The sequence below is a fragment of the Segetibacter koreensis DSM 18137 genome, from assembly GCF_000374045.1.
Lineage (GTDB): Bacteria > Bacteroidota > Bacteroidia > Chitinophagales > Chitinophagaceae > Segetibacter > Segetibacter koreensis.
Genome location: NZ_KB893341.1, coordinates 1 through 18,982, shown reverse-complemented (window position 1 = coordinate 18,982; position 18,982 = coordinate 1). Strand labels below are relative to the sequence as shown.

The following is an 18,982-nucleotide window of genomic DNA, read 5'->3' as shown; positions in this document are numbered from 1 at the left end:
TTTCTCTTTAGTATCGATAAAATATAGGGAACCAGAAAAAGGATAAAAGCAAAAAACATCTTAATTTCTTCGAAAGCTATACGAATTATATGACCCACCTTATTAGTTGATTGCTTTTTTCAAATCTACTTTCAAATCAACCTTTACCTGCTCTACTTCTATAAAAATCTTCAACTCGTAGCTTTGCGGATAAATTAGCTGAAGTCTCTTAGAAATATTCTGAAGAATAACATTGCGGCCTTGTGCCATTGTAGACGTATCAACAGGTTTATTCCATTTTAAAAAAACATGCAAGATTCCCTGGTCGAGTTCCAGTTTTATATTAATTCTCTTCTCTTTAAGAGGCTGAAGGTGAACCTGCCTAAATGCATTTTCTACAAGAGGTAAAATAATGAAAGGGGCTATGGTTTCAGTTGTTGCCGCTACATTGATATAGGTGTCTACATGAAGGTTTTCTTCCGCAATAGTTTCTTCAAGATAAATATATTCTTGCAGCAGCGACAATTCATTTTTTAGTAAAACCTGGGCTCTTGCATTTTCGTACAACATGCTTATAACAAGGTTCCTGATTTTTTTAATCGACTTAGCTACAACTAATGGCCGGGTATCGGCCAATACTTCTATACGTGTTAGTAGTTCTGCTAAAAACGCAGGATGCATCAAGCCTTTTTGTTCATGCGGTTGTATCTTTTCTTTTTCCTGCTTAAGCAAATCTATTTCCTGCTGCTTAATGTACCACAACTTCCCGAGTTTGATAGATGCAGCTATACATCCTTCCATATTTATCTGGCTAAAAAGACTAAAGAAAACCTCTATATAATTTGGGCGACGCATAGGTACAGGTAAGCCGAACCATCCTCTTATAAAAGGCACTATGTAAGTCGCATTTGCTTCAAAGGCTACCATAAAAACTATACTCGCAATCAGCCACAGGAGTAGCATTTGGAGATAGCGACCTTTAAATAAAAAATGCGGAAACAAGAAATAAATGATAAAATAACAAAAACACATATCGAGGGGAGTAGAAAGAGAAACCTCGGTAAGGCAGCCAAAAAAACTGCGGGCAAAACCATGCTTAGCAGAAAATGAAAAAGTGGAAATAATAGTATAGTACAATATCCAGCTTACCCAAAATATAGCGTGCCTTCCGATTCTGAAACGCGGATTATTAGAGAAAACAAAAGGATGTAGCGTCACTTTTTGTATAAATTTTAGTATCCATTGCTAATATACAGCTACAAATAAGACAGGTGGTAGAAACCACCCGTTTATGTGCACATGAGAAAAATTGTAAGTTTTATATTGATGCATCCACTTTAAAAGATGAAAACCGTTGCCGTAATTTCTTTAATAAAAATATTTTCATTGACAAACCTCCTATTCACAAAATATCTGAAACCTGAGATTTTAATACCTAAAGCTGCATTTTAGTTTCTAAAGTTTTTTTAATCAATTTTGTTTTTTATATTGTTAGTCCCTGTGTTTGTTATTTGGCCGGATCACATACCACTTATACAAAAGCCTGGTAATAGTAACCTCATTTATAAGTTGAAAACCAGTTAGAAGTCAAGCATTTTTTAATTACATCTACCGTTTATCACTATTAACTTTTCTACGCGGCAAATATTAAAAACATTACAAGTACAAACTTTACCAAATGAAGTTTTTGAAACCAAATAATCATGAGAATTTTGCACATGGTAAAGAAGTTTTTAGCAGTGATAAAACAATAAAACTCATTTTTATTCCCCTCCTGGGTGTATTCATTCCCAACGTTACCGGCCTTATAACTAATTACGCGTATTCTCTTCCTTTGCTTTTGGTAAATTATTTTTGTTTTATACTGTTGGCCTGGCTGATATGGGAGGGAGATGTAAGGCTGATGGTAACGCTAAAAAACAGGTTAAAAATACCAAATAACGAATATTATAAAAGTGTTTTTATTCTCTTAATAACTGTTATTACTTACACTATAATCATTTCCGCAGCGGTATTATTAGTATGGCATTATTTCTCAAAAGAAGAACCATCTTATTTTTTGCCTGTTATACATTCTGTAATGTTGGTTACCCTACTGGCTATTTTCATTACCAACCTGTATGAGAATTTTTTTCTCAACCGTGAACATTCTGACACTTTGAATAGGGTGGAACAATTAGACCTCGCTAAAACACATGCCGAACTGGTGGCATTAAAAAACCAGATCGATCCTCATTTCATTTTCAATTCGCTTAACACTTTGTCTTTTCTTATTTCCTCCAATCCGGTAAATGCCAAATTATATAATGATACGTTGGCAAAAGTTTACCATTATATTTTAATTAACAGGGAAAAAAATCTCGTATTGCTAATGGAAGAGATCGAATTTATGAGTAACTATTTTTATTTATTGAAAATAAGGTTCGACAAGGCAATTAACATGGTTATTCAAATAACAGATACGGAAGCAGCAGAGCTACTAATTCTTCCCATATCGTTACAAATACTGCTGGAAAATGTGATTAAGCATAATGAGTTAAACCAGGAAAAACCGTTGACGATTTATATTACTGTTTCTTCCAATTATGTTATGGTTAAAAATGAAATGAACGCAAAAAGTTATCCTTCCAGTACATCAAAAGTTGGGTTAAATAACCTTGATAACCGCTACAAGTTGCTAACCGGAAGGAATATAATCATAAACAGTAACAATGAAATTTTTGAAGTGCGACTACCCTTAATAAACATTAACTGATGAAAGTATTAATAATTGAGGATGAAAAGCCTGCGCTGGACAATCTAATTCAATGTATTGTAAACACAGACAGCAGCATAGAAATTGCAGGAACTACCTCAAGGGTGGCGGAAAGCATTAACTGGCTTCAAAAAAATCCTCAGCCCGATCTTATTCTTATGGATATTGAATTATCTGACGGCATTTCCTTCAATATTTTTAATGAACATCCTGTGCTTTGCCCTGTTATTTTTACAACCGCCTATAATAAATACCTTACAGAGGCTTTTGAATATAACAGCATTGACTATTTGCTTAAGCCTATTGACCTTAATAAGCTAAGCAATACTTTGCGCAAGTATAAAAACCTCAAGCAACATTTTATTAATAATTATGCGTCTTTGAACAATTATCTTAATAACCCGAAAAAAACCAAATCAAGAATTATTGTAAAAAAAGGAACAGAATTTCAAACAGTTAAAACAGACGATATAGCGTATTTTTTTACAGAGCATAAACTCGTTTTTGCAGTTGACAAAGACAATAAAAAATATTTATGCGAGATTTCCAGTTTGGGCGAAACTGAAGAAATAGTAGACAGTAAAGTTTTTTTCAGGGTAAACAGAAAGTACATAGTAAATGCTAACTATATAATTAAATTCAGGAGCGTAGACAAGAGCAAAATAAGTATTGAACTTCAAGTGCTGCCACCTGAAGAAATTATTGTTAGCCAGGAAAATGCCCCTGTCTTTAAAAGGTGGATAAATGACCTTTGATCGCCTTAAAAATATAAAGAGGAATTTTCAAAAATTATCTATTTTGCTACGGACGATTTCAACAAGTGAAGTAGCTGAAACCGTATCGCGGAGGAGCTTTTTATTGGACAGCATCGTATGCAGTCACGAAACGGCTCGGTACCCGTCTGGCTTGAGAAGCTAACCTCATCGCTTACCGACAGTGAAGGTGTCTACTTGATCGGCAATTGGTGCTGTCGAATTAATAAGGTTGTATCAATACATCCGTAGGAATATGCAACTTGTCATGCAGTTGAATTTGCCACGAAATCAACTGGTCAACTTCAACGAAATATCCAGAGAAGGGAGAGAAACCATATTTCTGGTTAATGTCCTTTCCAGCCAGAAAAAAATTCCTACCTTGACTTTTTCTTATTTTCTAAGGCTTTAACTACTGCAGGCCAATTATAACGAATAGCACTACCAATTTGTAAAAACGGAATAGTTCCGCGTTTTCGATGACGAATAGCTGTGGGTTCGGTAATATTTAACCGATAGCAAAGAGTATCAGTATCAATAATTTCAGTTTGCAGAAGGTTATCTTCCCTGGTTGGTGGGGCGGACTTAAGTAGAAGGTCCTTTATTTCTGCAAGTTCGCGTGATAGCTCGTCAAATGGGTTGTAACTCATTTTAGGCCTCCTTGTTGAATTATTTCTGCAATTGGTTTTATAAAATTTTTAAAGAATTGCTCCCACTTGTCCCTCCTAATTCAAGATGTTCTTACAACTTTTGAAAACTTTGTTGATTTGTATGCTTAAGAACGTATATCTTTTATTAGAAAGTAATTATTAAAAATTGCTCATGTAACTTTTGCCTCTTTTGGTTCTCTTTTTTTCTGTTTTACTTTCTATTCCAACTTACTTTCATTTTTATTTTCTTCACGCCATTCCATCAATCTATTCTTTAAATCTCCAAAAGCACCTGTTAGGGTGTCAACAGAGTTAGCAAGTTTAGCATCCAGAGGATGAAGGGCATCTTCAATGCGGCAGGAAGGCCCTAATGAGTCCAGACTTTCATTTTCCTCCAATTTCAACGCTGCCTGATTTCGCCGTTTCCAGTACTCATCCAGCATTTGAGTTATTACTGACATGTCTAATCTATCCATAATTTTAACCAGTTCTCCTCTTTTTGCCATGCTAAACATCATGGCATAGTCTTCCAATCTAAAATTATCGCATTCATCAATTAGCATTGCTGCAGTTTCAATCATCTGATCCTGGTTCATGTTCCTTACAACATTAACGCTGCTACAGAAATCTTTCACCAAAAGAAAGAGTACCTTAAGCATTGTTTTTTTACCAAGTTCAGCCAGCAAACTTTTAATCATAGGATATTTAATCACTCCAAGATAAGTTGGATTGCCTGCAGGCATTAAGTCACTAACAAGGCTTACAAAATCCATTTTTGCCTCTGCTTTAACCTGCGCCAGGTCCATCTTTATCACACATTCTATCAATTTTTGCGAATGCTGCCTGTACGGATTCGTCTTCCCCAACTGGGTTTCGGTAGCCTTTTGAATTTCCATGGCTTTCAATTTTTAATTCAAAAAATCCCTTCCATCCATTGGCAATTGAGTGATGAATAATTTTTTTCGCCGCGGCCTCATCTCCTTTACTTAAATTGACCAGTTCGTTAATTGCAGCCTGTTCGCTTAAAACCGTTTTGTAAGAAAAATTCAATTCGTCTTTTTTAAATTTTTTCCATAAATCCCATTCTTTTAAAAAATTTTCTGAAAAAGGATTTTTAAAAAAAAGCTCATCGCCTTCCTTTCCCTTCCTATTACTTTCCTTTCCATTCCTTTCCTTTCCAGCAGTGATTACTCCGTGAGTATTCAGTGAATGTTCAGTGAGTACATTCTGAATGATTTCCAATGGAATTTTAGACTCCAGAGGCCTATTGATGGACTGATGGGCTTTGAAAGTGCGAATGACGTAATAGCTTTCACCATTGAAAGTGAAGGGTATTATCATAAGGGCTTCCGTTAGCTGGGCAATCCATTCATTGATAGTTTTAACCCGTAGGTCTTCATCGAAAGGAAACAGTTCAGATTTTATTATACAGGAATCTGCACAGACAACACCTTCATCGTCTGCCAGATTCCACAGACCAATGAACATTAATCTTACATCACGTTTCATTCTGCCAAGTTTCTGATCTTTCCAAAAGGAAGGCTTTATCGTTCTTATCCTTGGCATTACATCTATTAAAGTCCAAAAAATTATATTAAGGCTATTTAGAAAAAGACGAATTCATTTCCTTACTAAAGTTGCTTGAGACAAACCTGGCTACCTAGTACAGGATGATAGGAAGGACTATATTCTATATAACCAAACTCTGTGAGTTCTTTCATACACCTATGATACGTTCCCAAGCCGTTGATTTTTGCGATCTTCATAATACTATTTCGGTTAATAAATACCGGGTTTTGACCATTATTCATATTCCAATAGCTAAAAAGGGCCATATAGATACTAATGTGACTGGTGGTTATTCTCCTGTCATCTTTAATAGAAACATAGAAATTTATGATTTGGTCAATAGCTGCCATAACCGGTTTTAGATCACGAGATTTGCGATTCCAATAGTTGTTGTATGTCTTCATATTTGTAATAATGAATACCGCCAATTTTAGAAGAATGAAGTTTCCCTGCAATCCTGAGTGCCTGTAACTTCCCGGCTGAGATACCTAGCAGCCTTCTTACATCACTTGCCTTAAGCCACGGTTTAACCGGTGGCGGTTGCTTAGGTGTAATAAGTTGCCGGATGTCATTTAATAACTGAAGCCGGAAATGTTGCAGGTCTTCCCTCGTAATTATTTCAACTGCCATACAATTTGATTTTATCATTTTAGTGAGACATCCGCCTGCTCTTGGTTGTCCGTGCCGTAACATTACTTTCATCCTTGCCTAATTCCTTTTGCTTGCCCATATCCTTTTTCAAATCCTGGTTGTTTTCACCGTCGGTTTTTGCTGCATGATCTAAACCGAATTTTGCTTTGAGTGTTTCTGCCTGAAGTGGTTTCAGATGATTATCGAAAACATCTATTGTTCGCTCTTTAGGATTGGCCCTGATAAAAAACTTTTCTTCACCTCCGTTCTTTTCAAAAGTTACAGACTGACGGTTACCTTTCTCCAGCGATTTTACCAGCATTTCGAGGGCGTCACAATTGTTTAACTCCCGGATAGGATATTTGGCTAATTCTTTTTTCAGGTCAAACCCGTAGTTCTGGTGGTACCTGTCCATCTTGTAGTTGTTATTTTCATCCTTTTGATTGAGGTCAAGCTTGAGCCAGGATTTGTATTGCTCGCCTTCTTTATTGATAAGATTTTTTTGAACGGCGTTTCCGGACAACAGGTTGTATGCTTCTTTAAAAGTTACTGCTGAACCTTTGTTTACATAGAAAGTATGGGTTCTTTCCGGGAAAAAATCTGACTTCAGAGAGGTGTCATACTTATTAAAAAAGTATTTATCGACCGACTCGGATTTTTTAAAATAAAGGGTTGCTTCCAGTTTTTCCTTGTTAAAACTCGCCTCTGTTTTAAGGGTAAACTCAGGAACATTTTGCTGTAGTTTACCCTTTAATTCCTCGTGTAATTTGTCGCCAAAGCCGAGGTTAAATAAGCTCTTTTGCAGGTACTCTACATTTTCCGCGTTCATAAAAATTGATTTTAGGTTTATAGTAGATTTGGTTTAATTGATCGATTTAATTGCTTGTATCAATACTTTTTGCCTTTAAAATATGCCTGTCCTTGATTTTCAAACCAATGGTACGTCCTCCCATCTTTTCGCTTAATTGAAAAACCAGGTATTTCGAATTATCTATCATAAACGCAGGCAATACAAAAACATATCGTTGGCTACTTTTGCTATTAATGCAGTTAGTATTGCCATAGGTATAAACAGGCTTTAGTTCAATTTCTTGTGTACTTGTTCGCTTAGATGCTTTTTTATCCCTGATTAAAAAACGAAGTGTTTCAATCTTGTAGGGAAGGTTCGAAGTATTATTTAATTGTAGTTGTAAATAAATATGCTCGTTACTTATATATATTCCATCCAACTGTAAATACATTTTATAATCTTCCTTTCTAACCCCATGAATAAACCTTTTATTGCTGGCTATATTTTTTGCATTAAGTAAGAAATCCAGTTCATTATCAACGTGTTTTTGGTGAAGTAGATGAGCAGTTGAATTGGTTTGAGTGTTAAATAAATAATTTAGCCTGACCGGAGAAGTGGCATATTGTACCAGAAATGAATACAGTTTTCCGTCCGTTGTTACTACACTTAAACTAGTCTCCTTAAATTCTTCTCTTCCTGCTTTTAGTTGTAAAATAGTATCAGCATATTTCGCTTTCTGCACCAATAGATCCGGGCTTCCCATGTCCACACTTTTAATACTATAGGGAAAGACCAGGTTGGTCGTTTTATTATAAGTGATTTGCAAAAGATATGGGTCCATAAAAGAGACAAATCTTTTCACGTCCTGGCTAAAGCTGTTGAGTTGCAATATGATTAGTATCAAACCTATTATATACTGTTTCATAAGTTGAAGATTTAGAAGAGTCGTAGTGTTGTTAAGAAGCGTTATTAGCTTTTAATAAAAGCTGGTATCCTGCTTTTAAAGTGACTTTTATTAACCGGACTTTTTTACTGAGCAAAGATTTAGCTGCTTCTATCCCGGCGTTTGCGGCTTGTGCTTTTAAAGATGGATCCAATGGACCAATACCAATTGCTGACACTGCCTGGTCTGTTGAATTTTTAATCACTTCTTCAGCGATTGCGCCCGGTATATAAATACCTTCCAATCCATCCAGATCAAACACTGTCAATGAAACAGGTAAAATGGAATTATCATAGCGAATACTGTTTATCAAAATATGCAGTCTTTCACCATTGAGCTGTGCTACACCAAAGACAGCAGTGTTTTTGGCAACAAAGAGCCCTCCGAGGTAAACATCCTGGCCAATTCTTAATTTAACAGTAGAGCCATTGGTAACCGTTTTCGTTTCATCTATTACGGCAGGGACAGCATTGTTGGATTCTGGAGTAAAATCAGGTTCATCCAAAGAATAAAAAGCATTGCGTAGCCTAACATTAGTGTCGCCTTTATTGTAATCGAATGACACACTATTTCGATTTTTTGTTTCCAAAAGTGTAATAGGTGTTTCATTGGAAACCATGGATATGGGATATACCTGTTGCTTATTTTTGATAGGCTCTTCCTGGATTTTTTCTTTTACCCTTTCCGGGTGTTGTACATCCATAATCTTATCAAGCATGCCGTTTAACTGATTCATTTCTTCATCACTGTCATCTTTACTATTAGCCATCTTCATCAACTTTTCCAGTCTTTTAATTTCATCGTTGTTATTACCATCCACATGTTTTCCTGTATAGTTTGTATCTATTGGCAAATCTTTTATTTTGTTTGAAGATGCATTCATTGCTTTATCGATTTGGGCAAGCTTTGCCATTACTGCTTCCTCATCAGCATCCCCTCGACCAACAGTCGAAGAAAGTAACGTCGAATTGCCCAAAGAAGATGTCGGCCTAATGTGTACTGCACTAATTGAATCAGTCTTGTTTTCGGAAGGCTGTAAAGCGCTATTGGAAGAGTAAGCGTTTTCGTTTCTGATGCGCTCATCTCTTTTTATAGAGTCCTGGTCGGCCTGTTCATAGTATTGCATCTTGCTCCAACTGTCTTTTTTTATATTGGCATTTGGAAGACTTGTGTTTAATCCTTTAGTACTGTTTTTTTCTTCGGCCTTGACCGTGTTTGAGCCACCTCCTAATAAGTAGAAGAGAACGCAAACAGAGGGTAGTACAAGAACAGGTAAAAAAAGAAAAAACCTTCTTTGTCTTAAAAATTTTGCTTTATTAGCTGGACTTATTGCAAGGCGTTTCATAAATATTATTTTAGAATTGAAATATGATTTGGAGAAGTAGTTTTTTGAGGACTAAGGGCACTATCTGCTCTTTTATAATAATACAGCCCTGGCCTAACAGCAATAGGGTGAATAACGAATGTATTGTTACTGTGCTGAAAAGCTGAAATACCTATATATAAACAAGCTACACAATAAGACGAACAATACAGTATAGACACTGCAACCAAAAAATTTCTGCTACATGTGGCTGATTTTTCTTTCAAAAAATCTGCAAACTGTCGTTGCTTTTTTTCTATAATCGTCGGTAGCACTAACATAACTAGCGATTTTCTGTTTTTACATCTTTATTCTCCAGCGTTTCCCATCGCTCTATTAAAAATCCGTGGGAGTTGTTTTCTGAACGGCTAACACTCCGCAGGTAACCTTCTGTTATAAGGCTTCTAAGTACTATGCTTGTTAAGCGAATAATTTTTTCTGTAGCGTAGCATTTGAAATAAATCGGGTACTGTTTGAGGTCTATATAAACACTGTCTACATTTATTTGCTGGCTGATATTCCCGGCGATAATATTGGTATAATACCCGTTCTCTTTCAGGTTCTCGTATTGCCTTTTGGCAGACACGTCTGCCAGGTACAAGGCTTTTGAAATATTCATTTCGATAACTTTATTATCAGGATCAAGGGTAAAAAAATATTCATGAAATGTTTTTACGTGATCTTTTGCTTCGACAGCAATGTTATCCTGTCGCTCTGCAGCTAGCGCTTCAAAAGCTTTCCCATTTGCCAGTATATACACCTTCGATTCATACGAACCGATCAACCGGTAACATTTATAAATGATAAAGCCGGATAAGGAGGCGCAGGATAAAATGAACGCTGCACTAAACGTCCTTACATACCTGAATGCACTGTCAATATTTTTCATTTGCCGAAACATAGCTTTTCCGTTTATTTACCAGATAATTTATCATATTGATACTGGCTCGCGCCTGCTCCAGAACTGCCACTGATACCTGTATTTCCTCCCATAGAATTCTTTCCCCCGTTCCATAAGTTTTTTACAGCCTTCTGCATCTTGTTTCCTGCAGCTCCGGCCACACCACCTGCAGTGTAACCCGCCATTCCGCTGGCATCGTTGATAAATGAGTTTGCCTTATACCCGATGGCATTTGCACTGCCAACATTCATTATGTAATTAGCAATTGCCGGTACGGTGAAATAGCCTACGATGCCGATGATCATGAAGATTAAATAACCGACGTCAGTACGGCTAAAAACAGTATCCCCGGTGTTTTGGACCTGTGACAAGTCGAGTTTCAGCATATTCTCTTCTACCTTTCCTATGATAGCTCCAAATAAATTAGCCACCGGAAGCCAGAGAAAAACATTAATATATTTGGCAAGCCAATGCCGGAACGTATACTGAAAGCCATCAAAAACAGAGAGGCCAAAAACAAGGGGGCCTAATATAGAAAGTACGATAAGGTTAAATGTGCGAAGGGTATTGATACAAAGGGCTGCTGCCTGGAATACCATTTCAAGCACTTCCGAGATCCACTCCTTTATTGTATTTCTGAGACTATATCCTGTCGCTGCCATGGCAAATTTTAGGTCATTGCCAATACCTGCCAGTACTCCTTCTTTAGCCCCATTGATATCTTCAGGGTGAGTATATTTATACCACCTCGCACGATCTCCCTGTCCTGTTTCGCCGATATACATTTGCCATGCATCCGAACTTTTTATCGCTTTCTCTTTCTCCTGTAATAGTACCTCGACAGCTTTATCAGAACTCTTTACCATTCCGGAAGTGACAGTTACTGTTGGTTGCATGATTCCGTTAATTAAGGTCAGCACAGACGGAAATATCAGTATAGCAAACCCCATAACAAATGGCCGGAACAACGGATAAAAATCAATCGACTCAGAACTTGCCAGGTGTTTCCAGACGCGCGAAGCGATATACCATAAAGCAGCAAAAGCTGCCAGTGCTCTTCCTACTCCAATCAGCTTGCTACACATAGGTATCATTTCAACATACAGCTGATCCAGCACCTCGCGCAAACTTTCAAGGTTGGTAGCACCCTGGCTCTGCCCATTTGATAGAATGGGCAAAAAAAGTCTTGTTATCATCCAAAAGATGATTTTTACACTGCTGGTCATATAAGAAGTTTGGTTTACCTGTTTATGCCATAAACAGCTTTTATTGAATTTAACTCAGCTTTTTGCCTTGTTCGCTGCAGGCTGAGAATAGAAGTTTTATTATTGAAGTCCCTTAGAAAATTAAATTTATCCTGTATGTCAGCATATACCTGGTCTATTGCTTCCAGTCTTTCACTATCAGTCATTCGAAGCTGACTGGCAGTAATAATCATGGCTAACTTATCCAGGTTTTTTAACGACTGCTTAAAAAGGTTTTTGTATACTTTTCCGATATACAGTATTTCATCAGGCGAAAAATTTTGATCTTGTTTAAACCGCTTAAAAGCCACCTTGTAGTCTTTAACAATGCTAAGTTGATAGCTAACAATATCTGCTACCCTTTTGTAATTCTTTACTACCGGGCTTACCGCCAACAAACCATCTAAAAATACCTGGTGAAGATTGAAATTACCTTGTGATATATCTCTTATGTTGGTATATCCTTTTGATACGATTTCATAACCTGTCTTCATATCCTTTAGTATCTCCTTAAGCTGCGCAAGCTTTTGTACATCCAGCAACAATTGTTGAGCTTCATAGGATTGAGCGGTTACTTTATTGATAGAAGTAAAAGTGATCAAAACAATAAGGATAATAACAGCTCGCATAACATCTACTTTTTTATATCAAAAACTTTTCGCATCGCTTCAATTTCCTTCGCTTCCAACGACTTGCTTAACTGCATTTGACTGATTGTATTTGCAAAAGATCTGGCGAATAAATATCTCTCCTGCATGTCGTCATATAGCCCATCAATCTTTTTTAATCTTTCATTATCCTTTAGAGCAAGTAGGTTTGGCGTAAGCAATTGAAGCAATACCTCGAGATCTTCATCACAACCTTCAATCAACTTGTTGAAAACGACACTTATATAATGTGTTTGATCTGAATTCAGCATGTTCGCCGTTTTAACTTCCTTTAAAACTGTCCTTGAAATGCTTTCGATCTCCAATTTCAAACCAATGATATCACCTGCCACTTTATAATTTCTTACACGGGAATTAATAGTTTTTAGAGATTTGAAATAACGTTCATGTAAACCAAAACCACCGTGCTCAATATTCCTGATTTGACTTAAGCCTGCGTGGACAATGGCGTACCCTTTTTCAAGATAACCTGCATACACGTGCAAGGCTGTTATCTGCTCAATCAAATATTTCTTTTGGGTCTTTTTTTGCCTGAACCACTCTGAAAAAGTTTGCCCGTTGGATTGCACAACCAGTGTAATGAACAGTAATATGATACAATATCCTTTCATGTTCTACAATCAATTACCGATACCATACATTCTTTTCATTGCCTCAACTTCGTTTTGGCTTTTTGCACGCTGAAAACTTAACATCATATTTTCCTTGTTAAATACTTTTAAATCGTCAAAGACTTCCTCTATTTTGTCTGCAGCCTGCTCTATTATTTTCAACCTGCTTGCATCAGACATTTGGGTAGAAAAAGAATGAATGACAAGAAATACCTGGTCAAGATTTTGAAGGCTTTCACGTAAAATACCCTTATAAACATTTAACATGTAAGCAATTTCATCAGACGAAAAATGCCCGTCTTTTTTAAATAGAGCAATTGCTCTCTTATATTCTTCAACCAGTCTCGTTTGCTTATTACTGATCTCTCTGATCCTGTCGTAATAAGCTATCATACTTTTTACCTTCCATAGCTCACTGTAATAATCAGCATAAAGAGTACGCTGTTTTTCTGCCCATCCTGTTATCTCCTCCAAATGCACTTTCGCCATCGTATTTTCTATTACTTTTTGTGCATTTTGCAGCCATATCGTTTTTGTTTGCAGCCGCTGTATTTTTAAATCAACAGCCTTAATGGCTTTTTTGATGCCTGCTTTAATTACCTCCGCAATTGCATCCTGTGCCTGCACCGGTTTTAATTCGGTGATCACGAAAAAGAATACTAGTATGCAAAAAGCTCGCTTTCCCATATTCCAGGTTCTCAATAGATTTTTTTATATTGTAATGTTCCTGAAAGCACGATATTTTTTTCAGGGCTAAATGAGAAAGTCTCTCCCTTTCGTGTTTCATAAATCACCTTATCCTGCTCGTTGTATATCCCTGTCATCTGCTCATTTCTTTGCTCGCTCGGCTTTATTACACCTTTGATTTTTCTCCTGTAACTTGTTTTTCTTGTTATAAGGTAACTGTTTCCCTCTTTGCTAACCGGGCTAAATATTAGCGTATCATGTCCCTTGCTATATTCCTGCTCATAATCTGCTACGTAAGTTCCGGCAATAAAGTCTTTTATTTTATCGCCGCCATTACAAGCCGAAATAATGACTATGCTAATGATAGAGAATAGCTGTTTCATATGCTGTGGTTTTAAATAGTTAGTTCAATGATTTCATTTCACTGGCAAGTACACTAACCGCTTTTTCCATACTTCTAAATTGTTCTGCATACCGTTTCACCCGGTATTTTTCGCTCTGCTCTGTAGTATACGTAAAGTATTCTTCAGGGGATACTTCAGTCCGGTATACTTTAGATACTTTTCCTCCCAGGCTAATAAAAACTTCTTTATATTTTCTGTTGGGATCATTCGCCTTGTTGATGGATAATACCAGCGTTTCTTCCTTGTCATCTAATCCTAACAATTGTTGTATCTCCTCGAACTTATTCTGGTACTTGCTCTGGTCAAGTAAAATTTTACAATCTGAATTATTAATGATCGCCTGTTTTACTACCGGTGAACTGATGATATCCTCTACATCCTGCGTCACTACAACAGCTTCGCCAAAATGTTTCCTAACTGTCTTAAAGAGGTATTTGATATATTCTGCCATACCTTCTTTAGCAATAGCTTTCCAGGCTTCTTCAATCAGGATCACCTTGCGCTTATCTTCCAGCTTCCGCAGTTTCGAAATAAAAACTTCCATGATAATAATGGTAACCACAGGAAAAAGTATAGGATGATCTTTTATATTATCGAGCTCAAAAACAATAAAGCGTTCATCGAGCAATTCCAGGTTTTCTGTGGCATTTAAAAGGTAATCATATTCGCCTCCTTTGTAATAAGGCCGAAGAACGTAAAGAAAATTACTGACATCAAAATGTCTAGCCTGTACTTTGTCATCCTTCAGTACCTGCACAAATTCATCCCGCAGAAATTCATAAAAGGTATTGAAGCAGGCAAAAATAGTCGGGTCATTTTTTAACTTTTTGTAATAGAGTGCCAGCAGGTTGGATAGTGCCGTGTATTCACTTCTGTTAAAGGTCTCGTCTTCCTTCTTCCATAGGGTTACTAACAAGGTCTTTATGTTTTCCCTCTTTTCTGTATCAGGCTTGTCTTCCTTTGCAATAAAGAATGGATTAAAACACAAGGGATGATTTTCATCATAGGTAAAGTAATAGCCACCTAGCATGTCACAAAGGCCTCTATATGACCAACATCTACTAACACTATATGCGTTTCCTGTTCATAATATGACCTTATCATATGATTGGTAAAAAAAGACTTACCACTTCCGGATGGGCCCAGGATAAACTTATTCCGGTTAGTGATTATCCCCTTTTTCATTGGCTCATCAGAAACATCTACCTGAACGGGTCTTCCGGTTAACCTGTCTCCCAATCGCATCGCTATCTCTGTATTTGAGGACCGGTAATTGCTTTCAAGGAGCAAAAAACAACTCGCCTGTTCAGCAAAAGTGTCAAACGTATCATTGACAGGGAAGTCAGCTGCATTACCTGGTATGCCTGCCCAAAAAATCTGTGCGGCTCCTGCAGTCTCCTGCTTTGCTACCCCGTCCATTTGTGCACAGGCTGATGACACAAGGTTCTTTACTTCCTTTAACCGTTCTTTACTTTCACTCCATACCAGTACATTGAAATGTGCCTTTACAGGTAAGCGTTGCTCTCCGATTGCTTCATTTAGAAATTCGTCTACTGCCTCTTTTCCAATGGCATTTTCTCTCGAATACGCCGATAAAGACTGCAGCCTTAGTCGTTTACTTTCCAGCTTTTTTATCGTCTTTTGTGCGTCGTCAATAAAAATGTACTGGTTGTAGATATGATTACAATTCATGAGTAATCCAAGAGGCGTGGCCATGCCAATACTGAACTTTGTTTTATCCGTACTGTATTTGTCGTAGTTTATTCTTGATCCGCAAAGCGATGGTAAATCATTTACATCTGCCAGCGTGTATAACTCGCAATGTTGATCGCCGACCTTTATCCCTTCGTCAAAAGAAACTTCCTTAATAATCAGGTTATCATCTGTCTCCGCTAAAGAGCAATACTTTTCAAGTAAACCACCCTTTTTTTGCTGGCTCTGAAGTTCATGGTTTTTTAACCTTCTTAGCTTTATCAAACTACTACCTTCCAAAATTGTTTTAAACTGCCCTGCGCTATCTGCAAAGTTTTGAAACAACTCTTCGCTCAGTGTTTCCTGTGGAATAATCGTATTGTGGATCAGGCTTGAAAACATAGAATTCACTGCTTTTCGTCCTTGCGGCTTTTTAGTTACCATGATATAACAGGTATGTTTCAGGTAAGGCCGGCCTTCAAAAAAAGAGGTCGCTACTCTTGCTTAAAAAACTCTGCTGCTTTTCTTCAATATCTCCGTGGTACTTGCTTTGGATAAACCAATCCTGCTTATGGAATACAGAATGTTTGGGAAGTACCTTTATGGCTTTGATCAGTGCGTGGTGCAAACTTTCGTAATCACTGAGGGACAGGGTAAATATCTCAGGAAGCTCAACTTCATACACAAGCGTAACATCACCCTGTTTAGAAAGTATAGCATCATGCTCAACACCCATTATCGGGTAGATATCATCCAGCAACTTTTCCATTCTCTTATCCTTATAGAAATATTTTTCTTGAATAAATCTTAATGACCTTTGGTATACCCCTGGCTGCCATTTTCTTCATAATACCATGTTCTCCATACTTGTTGTTGAACTTGTAGACGATGGCGAATAGCAGGGCGCCGAGCACCAGAATTAGTGCAAGACACAGGTAAGCATTCACTCCTGAGATATATAAAATGGCAAACAGTACCAGTAACCCGACCAAGCCTCCGGCCAGGTACCAGATATACTGGGCCTTCAATCCCTTAAACTCAATTGGCTTATTGATCCCCTTGTTAATACCATAGATACTGCTTGCCACGCCTGCGGTTTCTTATAGTCCAAAAAAACTTTTTAAAACCGTAGCTACCACTACCAGGAAGACGCAACTTCCAAACCATGCCGCCGCTACACTGCCTGTATCCTGGTGTCCGTTACTCCACTTCTGGTAAACTTTCACCGCGCCAATTAAGCCTACAATAGCCCCTATTGCATACATCAGGTTGGTTCCCGCATTAAAATATCCGCGCACTTTGTTATTCGCTTCTTGGATACCGGCAACGCCGTCCTGACCGAAGGAAACGATAATGCTACTGATAAAACCAACTGCGATGGAGCATGCGTATAAAATACCCTTCTTGCTTGTAAAGCAATTCACTCTGCACCTTTTCATACTCACTTTGCTTTATTTGTTTATAATGGATTACTTCATACTTTAATTTTATAAATGAGGTTAATGAATTTGACTATTTTAATTCAACCATAACTGCGCTAATTCTTCGTCAGTCAGTGGTTGAAAGGAGTAAATATTGAGTTGTGAGTGGATGTGTTGGTTAACTGTCTCTGCAACACCGTTTTCAATCGTATTTTTATGTTTTTTAATAATGTCTCCAAGGCTTTTTAATATTTTAGCACGGGTAATATTATTCTCTTTAGCTATTGTAATGGCTTCTTCCAGTTCTACATAAACCTTTGATATGTCTTCAACCGGTTTTGTTTTAATTGCTTGTTCGACAGTCTCCTGTACTGGTTCAATTTGCTTCTCTTCAACATCGCCGCTGCTTTTGGTAACATCCTTATTCTTATTGCCTAAGGCGGCAGGAGTAAAGCCTGATAATAACCGGGTTATTTCTGCCCGGTAAAATATTATCCCTATTGCTAAATAATAGCACAATACAATGATTAGTGTGCACTGTGCAAAGTCGCCCCAGGAAAAAGCCGATAGCATCTTACCCTCCTAATTTTTTGAATGCTAAAAAAATTATGTTAATATGACTAGCTACTGATGTAAATGGCTCCCTTACCTTTAGTTATTTGATGATAAAAAACTTATTTTTTTGATCTTAGTCTCTTTAAGGTGATCTCTGAAATTCCCAAATAAGAGGCAAGATATTTTAAAGGAACGCGCTGTACAGTTCAGGAAAGTTCTCACAAACATAGTCATACCGCTCGTGTGCCCTTAGCATTCTCAGTGCAGCAATTCTGTCTTCAGATAATGCATAATACTTTTGTGTTATAACCCTACCGACTAAATTAAACTCAGGCAACTTCTTGTAAATCTCCTCGAGATCTTCNTAAGTCAGGTAGTATAAAAAACCATCTTCTAAAGCGTGAATACTTTCCTTGCTTGGTGTCTGGAAAAAAAACTCGAAACAGAAACCATTACGTCGCCCTCTTTCATAAACCAGGCCGACACTTCCAGATGTCCTTTAAAATAGTAGGCCCTGAGTAACCCCTTCTCAATAAAGTATATATATTTCGATACCTGTCCCGCTTTTAAAATAGATTCATTTTTTCCAACCGTTTTTTCTTTAAGAGCGTTTCTTAGTTGAAATTTGACCTCGTCGGATGCCGGTTGAATGGAGTCAACCAATCTTAGTATTGCTTCCATAACTCGTTCATTTTAGGAGTATGCACGCAACTCCATCATCATGTATCAAAATTAATATACAATATTTTAGAAAAAAGGTATCAAATGATACCTTTTTATTATTAGAGAAAAAACGTATTTTATAGGCGTGCTCAAGTAGCAACTACCATAATTTCAATACTTAATAAGTGGAAGATGCACAAATAAAAACTATATAAAAGGCGTGGAATTTTTATTCTTCTTTTAATAATTGTTCTTTCAAAAGCTTCCCTTTAGATTTCTCGATATAAGTAATATTTAATCAAGTGAAGCAGGTGTCATCTTTCTTTTGCTGGATGCTTTAAGCCACCTTTTGATTAATATTCAGGAATTGAGATTATGAAAATGCTCCTTTGTAGATATTTTATAAATAGCTACAATATTCATAATTAAGGAAGAAACTGCAAGTATTGTAAAAAGGCCCAAGGTAATTACGGGTACCAGAAAATAAAATGTTCCATAATTATAATGTGTTGTATCATTATAGAAAAACAGGAACAGAGAGAGTAATAGTAACAGAACTCCCAAAATTTCCAATAGGCACGCTTTAATAGTTTCTCTTCTTCTGTATTTGTGAAGGTTTAGTATTAATATGATAATTGCAACAAGTGCAAGAACTGAATGAATAGCACCGTAAGGTAACCCTAACAATAAGTATAAAAGGAAAAA

The 18,982-nt window shown here is 37.0% G+C and carries 24 protein-coding genes and 1 pseudogene; 2 read left to right on the top strand and 23 right to left on the bottom strand.

Features of this window, described 5'->3' with window-relative positions:
• Window positions 1–102: 102 nt before the first annotated feature.
• A complete protein-coding gene (locus B154_RS0118885) occupies window positions 103–1,197 on the bottom strand; it encodes a LytS family sensor histidine kinase (RefSeq protein WP_157580876.1) in 1,095 nt (364 codons plus the stop codon).
• A gap of 460 nt (window positions 1,198–1,657) precedes the next feature.
• Here B154_RS0118885 and B154_RS0118870 point away from each other — a divergent pair, with 460 nt between their 5' ends.
• Together B154_RS0118870 and B154_RS0118865 are read left to right on the top strand one after the other, a co-directional pair.
• On the top strand, window positions 1,658–2,734 hold the full coding sequence (locus B154_RS0118870) for a sensor histidine kinase (protein ID WP_018615892.1): 1,077 nt from the start codon (window positions 1,658–1,660) through the stop codon (window positions 2,732–2,734).
• Window positions 2,734–3,489, top strand: a complete 756-nt coding sequence (locus B154_RS0118865; protein WP_018615891.1) for a LytR/AlgR family response regulator transcription factor — start codon at window positions 2,734–2,736, stop codon at window positions 3,487–3,489. Before B154_RS0118870 ends, B154_RS0118865 begins: the two co-directional genes overlap by 1 nt.
• A 374-nt stretch (window positions 3,490–3,863) precedes the next feature.
• On the opposite strand, the gene B154_RS0118860 is transcribed toward B154_RS0118865, so the two are convergent.
• The 22 genes and pseudogenes from B154_RS0118860 to B154_RS33140 all read right to left on the bottom strand — a co-directional run.
• A complete protein-coding gene (locus tag B154_RS0118860; protein WP_018615890.1) occupies window positions 3,864–4,136 on the bottom strand; it encodes a hypothetical protein in 273 nt (90 codons plus the stop codon).
• Window positions 4,137–4,354: 218 nt separating this feature from the next.
• A complete protein-coding gene (locus B154_RS0118855) occupies window positions 4,355–4,951 on the bottom strand; it encodes a hypothetical protein (RefSeq protein WP_157580875.1) in 597 nt (198 codons plus the stop codon).
• A complete protein-coding gene (locus B154_RS30900; RefSeq protein ID WP_018615888.1) occupies window positions 4,923–5,702 on the bottom strand; it encodes a hypothetical protein in 780 nt (259 codons plus the stop codon). Before B154_RS30900 ends, B154_RS0118855 begins: the two co-directional genes overlap by 29 nt.
• Before the next feature lie 65 nt (window positions 5,703–5,767).
• The gene (locus B154_RS0118845; protein WP_018615887.1) at window positions 5,768–6,055 is read right to left on the bottom strand and encodes a hypothetical protein; all 288 of its coding nucleotides are present in this window, start codon (window positions 6,053–6,055) and stop codon (window positions 5,768–5,770) included.
• Window positions 6,056–6,068: 13 nt separating this feature from the next.
• Window positions 6,069–6,335, bottom strand: a complete 267-nt coding sequence (locus tag B154_RS0118840) for a helix-turn-helix domain-containing protein (protein ID WP_018615886.1) — start codon at window positions 6,333–6,335, stop codon at window positions 6,069–6,071.
• A gap of 19 nt (window positions 6,336–6,354) precedes the next feature.
• The gene (locus tag B154_RS0118835; RefSeq protein WP_018615885.1) at window positions 6,355–7,164 is read right to left on the bottom strand and encodes a hypothetical protein; all 810 of its coding nucleotides are present in this window, start codon (window positions 7,162–7,164) and stop codon (window positions 6,355–6,357) included.
• Between the two features lie 46 nt (window positions 7,165–7,210).
• Entirely contained in the window at window positions 7,211–8,050 is an 840-nt protein-coding gene (gene traN / locus B154_RS0118830; protein ID WP_026260297.1) for a conjugative transposon protein TraN, read from the bottom strand.
• Between the two features lie 31 nt (window positions 8,051–8,081).
• Window positions 8,082–9,413, bottom strand: a complete 1,332-nt coding sequence (gene traM, locus B154_RS0118825; protein ID WP_018615883.1) for a conjugative transposon protein TraM — start codon at window positions 9,411–9,413, stop codon at window positions 8,082–8,084.
• A 5-nt stretch (window positions 9,414–9,418) separates the two neighbouring features.
• Window positions 9,419–9,712 carry a hypothetical protein gene (locus tag B154_RS0118820; RefSeq protein WP_018615882.1) on the bottom strand — a complete coding sequence of 98 codons (294 nt, stop codon included), beginning with the start codon at window positions 9,710–9,712 and terminating at the stop codon, window positions 9,419–9,421.
• 2 nt (window positions 9,713–9,714) lie between these two features.
• Window positions 9,715–10,320 (bottom strand): conjugative transposon protein TraK, encoded by a 606-nt coding sequence (traK, locus tag B154_RS0118815; RefSeq protein ID WP_245542623.1) that lies wholly within the window; start codon window positions 10,318–10,320, stop codon window positions 9,715–9,717.
• Between the two features lie 23 nt (window positions 10,321–10,343).
• On the bottom strand, window positions 10,344–11,558 hold the full coding sequence (traJ, locus tag B154_RS0118810) for a conjugative transposon protein TraJ (RefSeq protein ID WP_018615880.1): 1,215 nt from the start codon (window positions 11,556–11,558) through the stop codon (window positions 10,344–10,346).
• 14 nt (window positions 11,559–11,572) lie between these two features.
• Window positions 11,573–12,205 carry a hypothetical protein gene (locus B154_RS0118805; protein WP_018615879.1) on the bottom strand — a complete coding sequence of 211 codons (633 nt, stop codon included), beginning with the start codon at window positions 12,203–12,205 and terminating at the stop codon, window positions 11,573–11,575.
• Window positions 12,206–12,210: 5 nt separating this feature from the next.
• Window positions 12,211–12,855, bottom strand: coding sequence for a hypothetical protein (locus tag B154_RS29075; protein ID WP_018615878.1), 645 nt, complete (start codon window positions 12,853–12,855; stop codon window positions 12,211–12,213).
• A gap of 9 nt (window positions 12,856–12,864) precedes the next feature.
• A complete protein-coding gene (locus tag B154_RS0118795) occupies window positions 12,865–13,503 on the bottom strand; it encodes a conjugal transfer protein TraI (protein ID WP_211217517.1) in 639 nt (212 codons plus the stop codon).
• Window positions 13,504–13,553: 50 nt separating this feature from the next.
• Window positions 13,554–13,925 (bottom strand): hypothetical protein, encoded by a 372-nt coding sequence (locus B154_RS0118790; RefSeq protein ID WP_018615876.1) that lies wholly within the window; start codon window positions 13,923–13,925, stop codon window positions 13,554–13,556.
• Window positions 13,926–13,944: 19 nt separating this feature from the next.
• Window positions 13,945–16,082: pseudogene (locus B154_RS30265) on the bottom strand (TraG family conjugative transposon ATPase).
• Between the two features lie 34 nt (window positions 16,083–16,116).
• Window positions 16,117–16,407, bottom strand: coding sequence for a DUF3875 domain-containing protein (locus B154_RS33460; protein WP_245542622.1), 291 nt, complete (start codon window positions 16,405–16,407; stop codon window positions 16,117–16,119).
• Window positions 16,408–16,417: 10 nt separating this feature from the next.
• Complete coding sequence (locus tag B154_RS0118780; protein ID WP_018615875.1) at window positions 16,418–16,726, bottom strand: DUF4133 domain-containing protein; 309 nt, start codon at window positions 16,724–16,726, stop codon at window positions 16,418–16,420.
• 12 nt (window positions 16,727–16,738) lie between these two features.
• Complete coding sequence (locus tag B154_RS0118775; RefSeq protein WP_018615874.1) at window positions 16,739–17,077, bottom strand: DUF4134 domain-containing protein; 339 nt, start codon at window positions 17,075–17,077, stop codon at window positions 16,739–16,741.
• Between the two features lie 78 nt (window positions 17,078–17,155).
• Window positions 17,156–17,632 (bottom strand): hypothetical protein, encoded by a 477-nt coding sequence (locus tag B154_RS0118770; protein ID WP_018615873.1) that lies wholly within the window; start codon window positions 17,630–17,632, stop codon window positions 17,156–17,158.
• Between the two features lie 375 nt (window positions 17,633–18,007).
• Window positions 18,008–18,295 (bottom strand): cyclic nucleotide-binding domain-containing protein, encoded by a 288-nt coding sequence (locus B154_RS30895; RefSeq protein WP_018615872.1) that lies wholly within the window; start codon window positions 18,293–18,295, stop codon window positions 18,008–18,010.
• Window positions 18,296–18,637: 342 nt separating this feature from the next.
• Window positions 18,638–18,982, bottom strand: a 345-nt coding sequence (locus tag B154_RS33140) for a hypothetical protein (RefSeq protein ID WP_033412005.1), incomplete at its 5' end; no start/stop codon positions are given.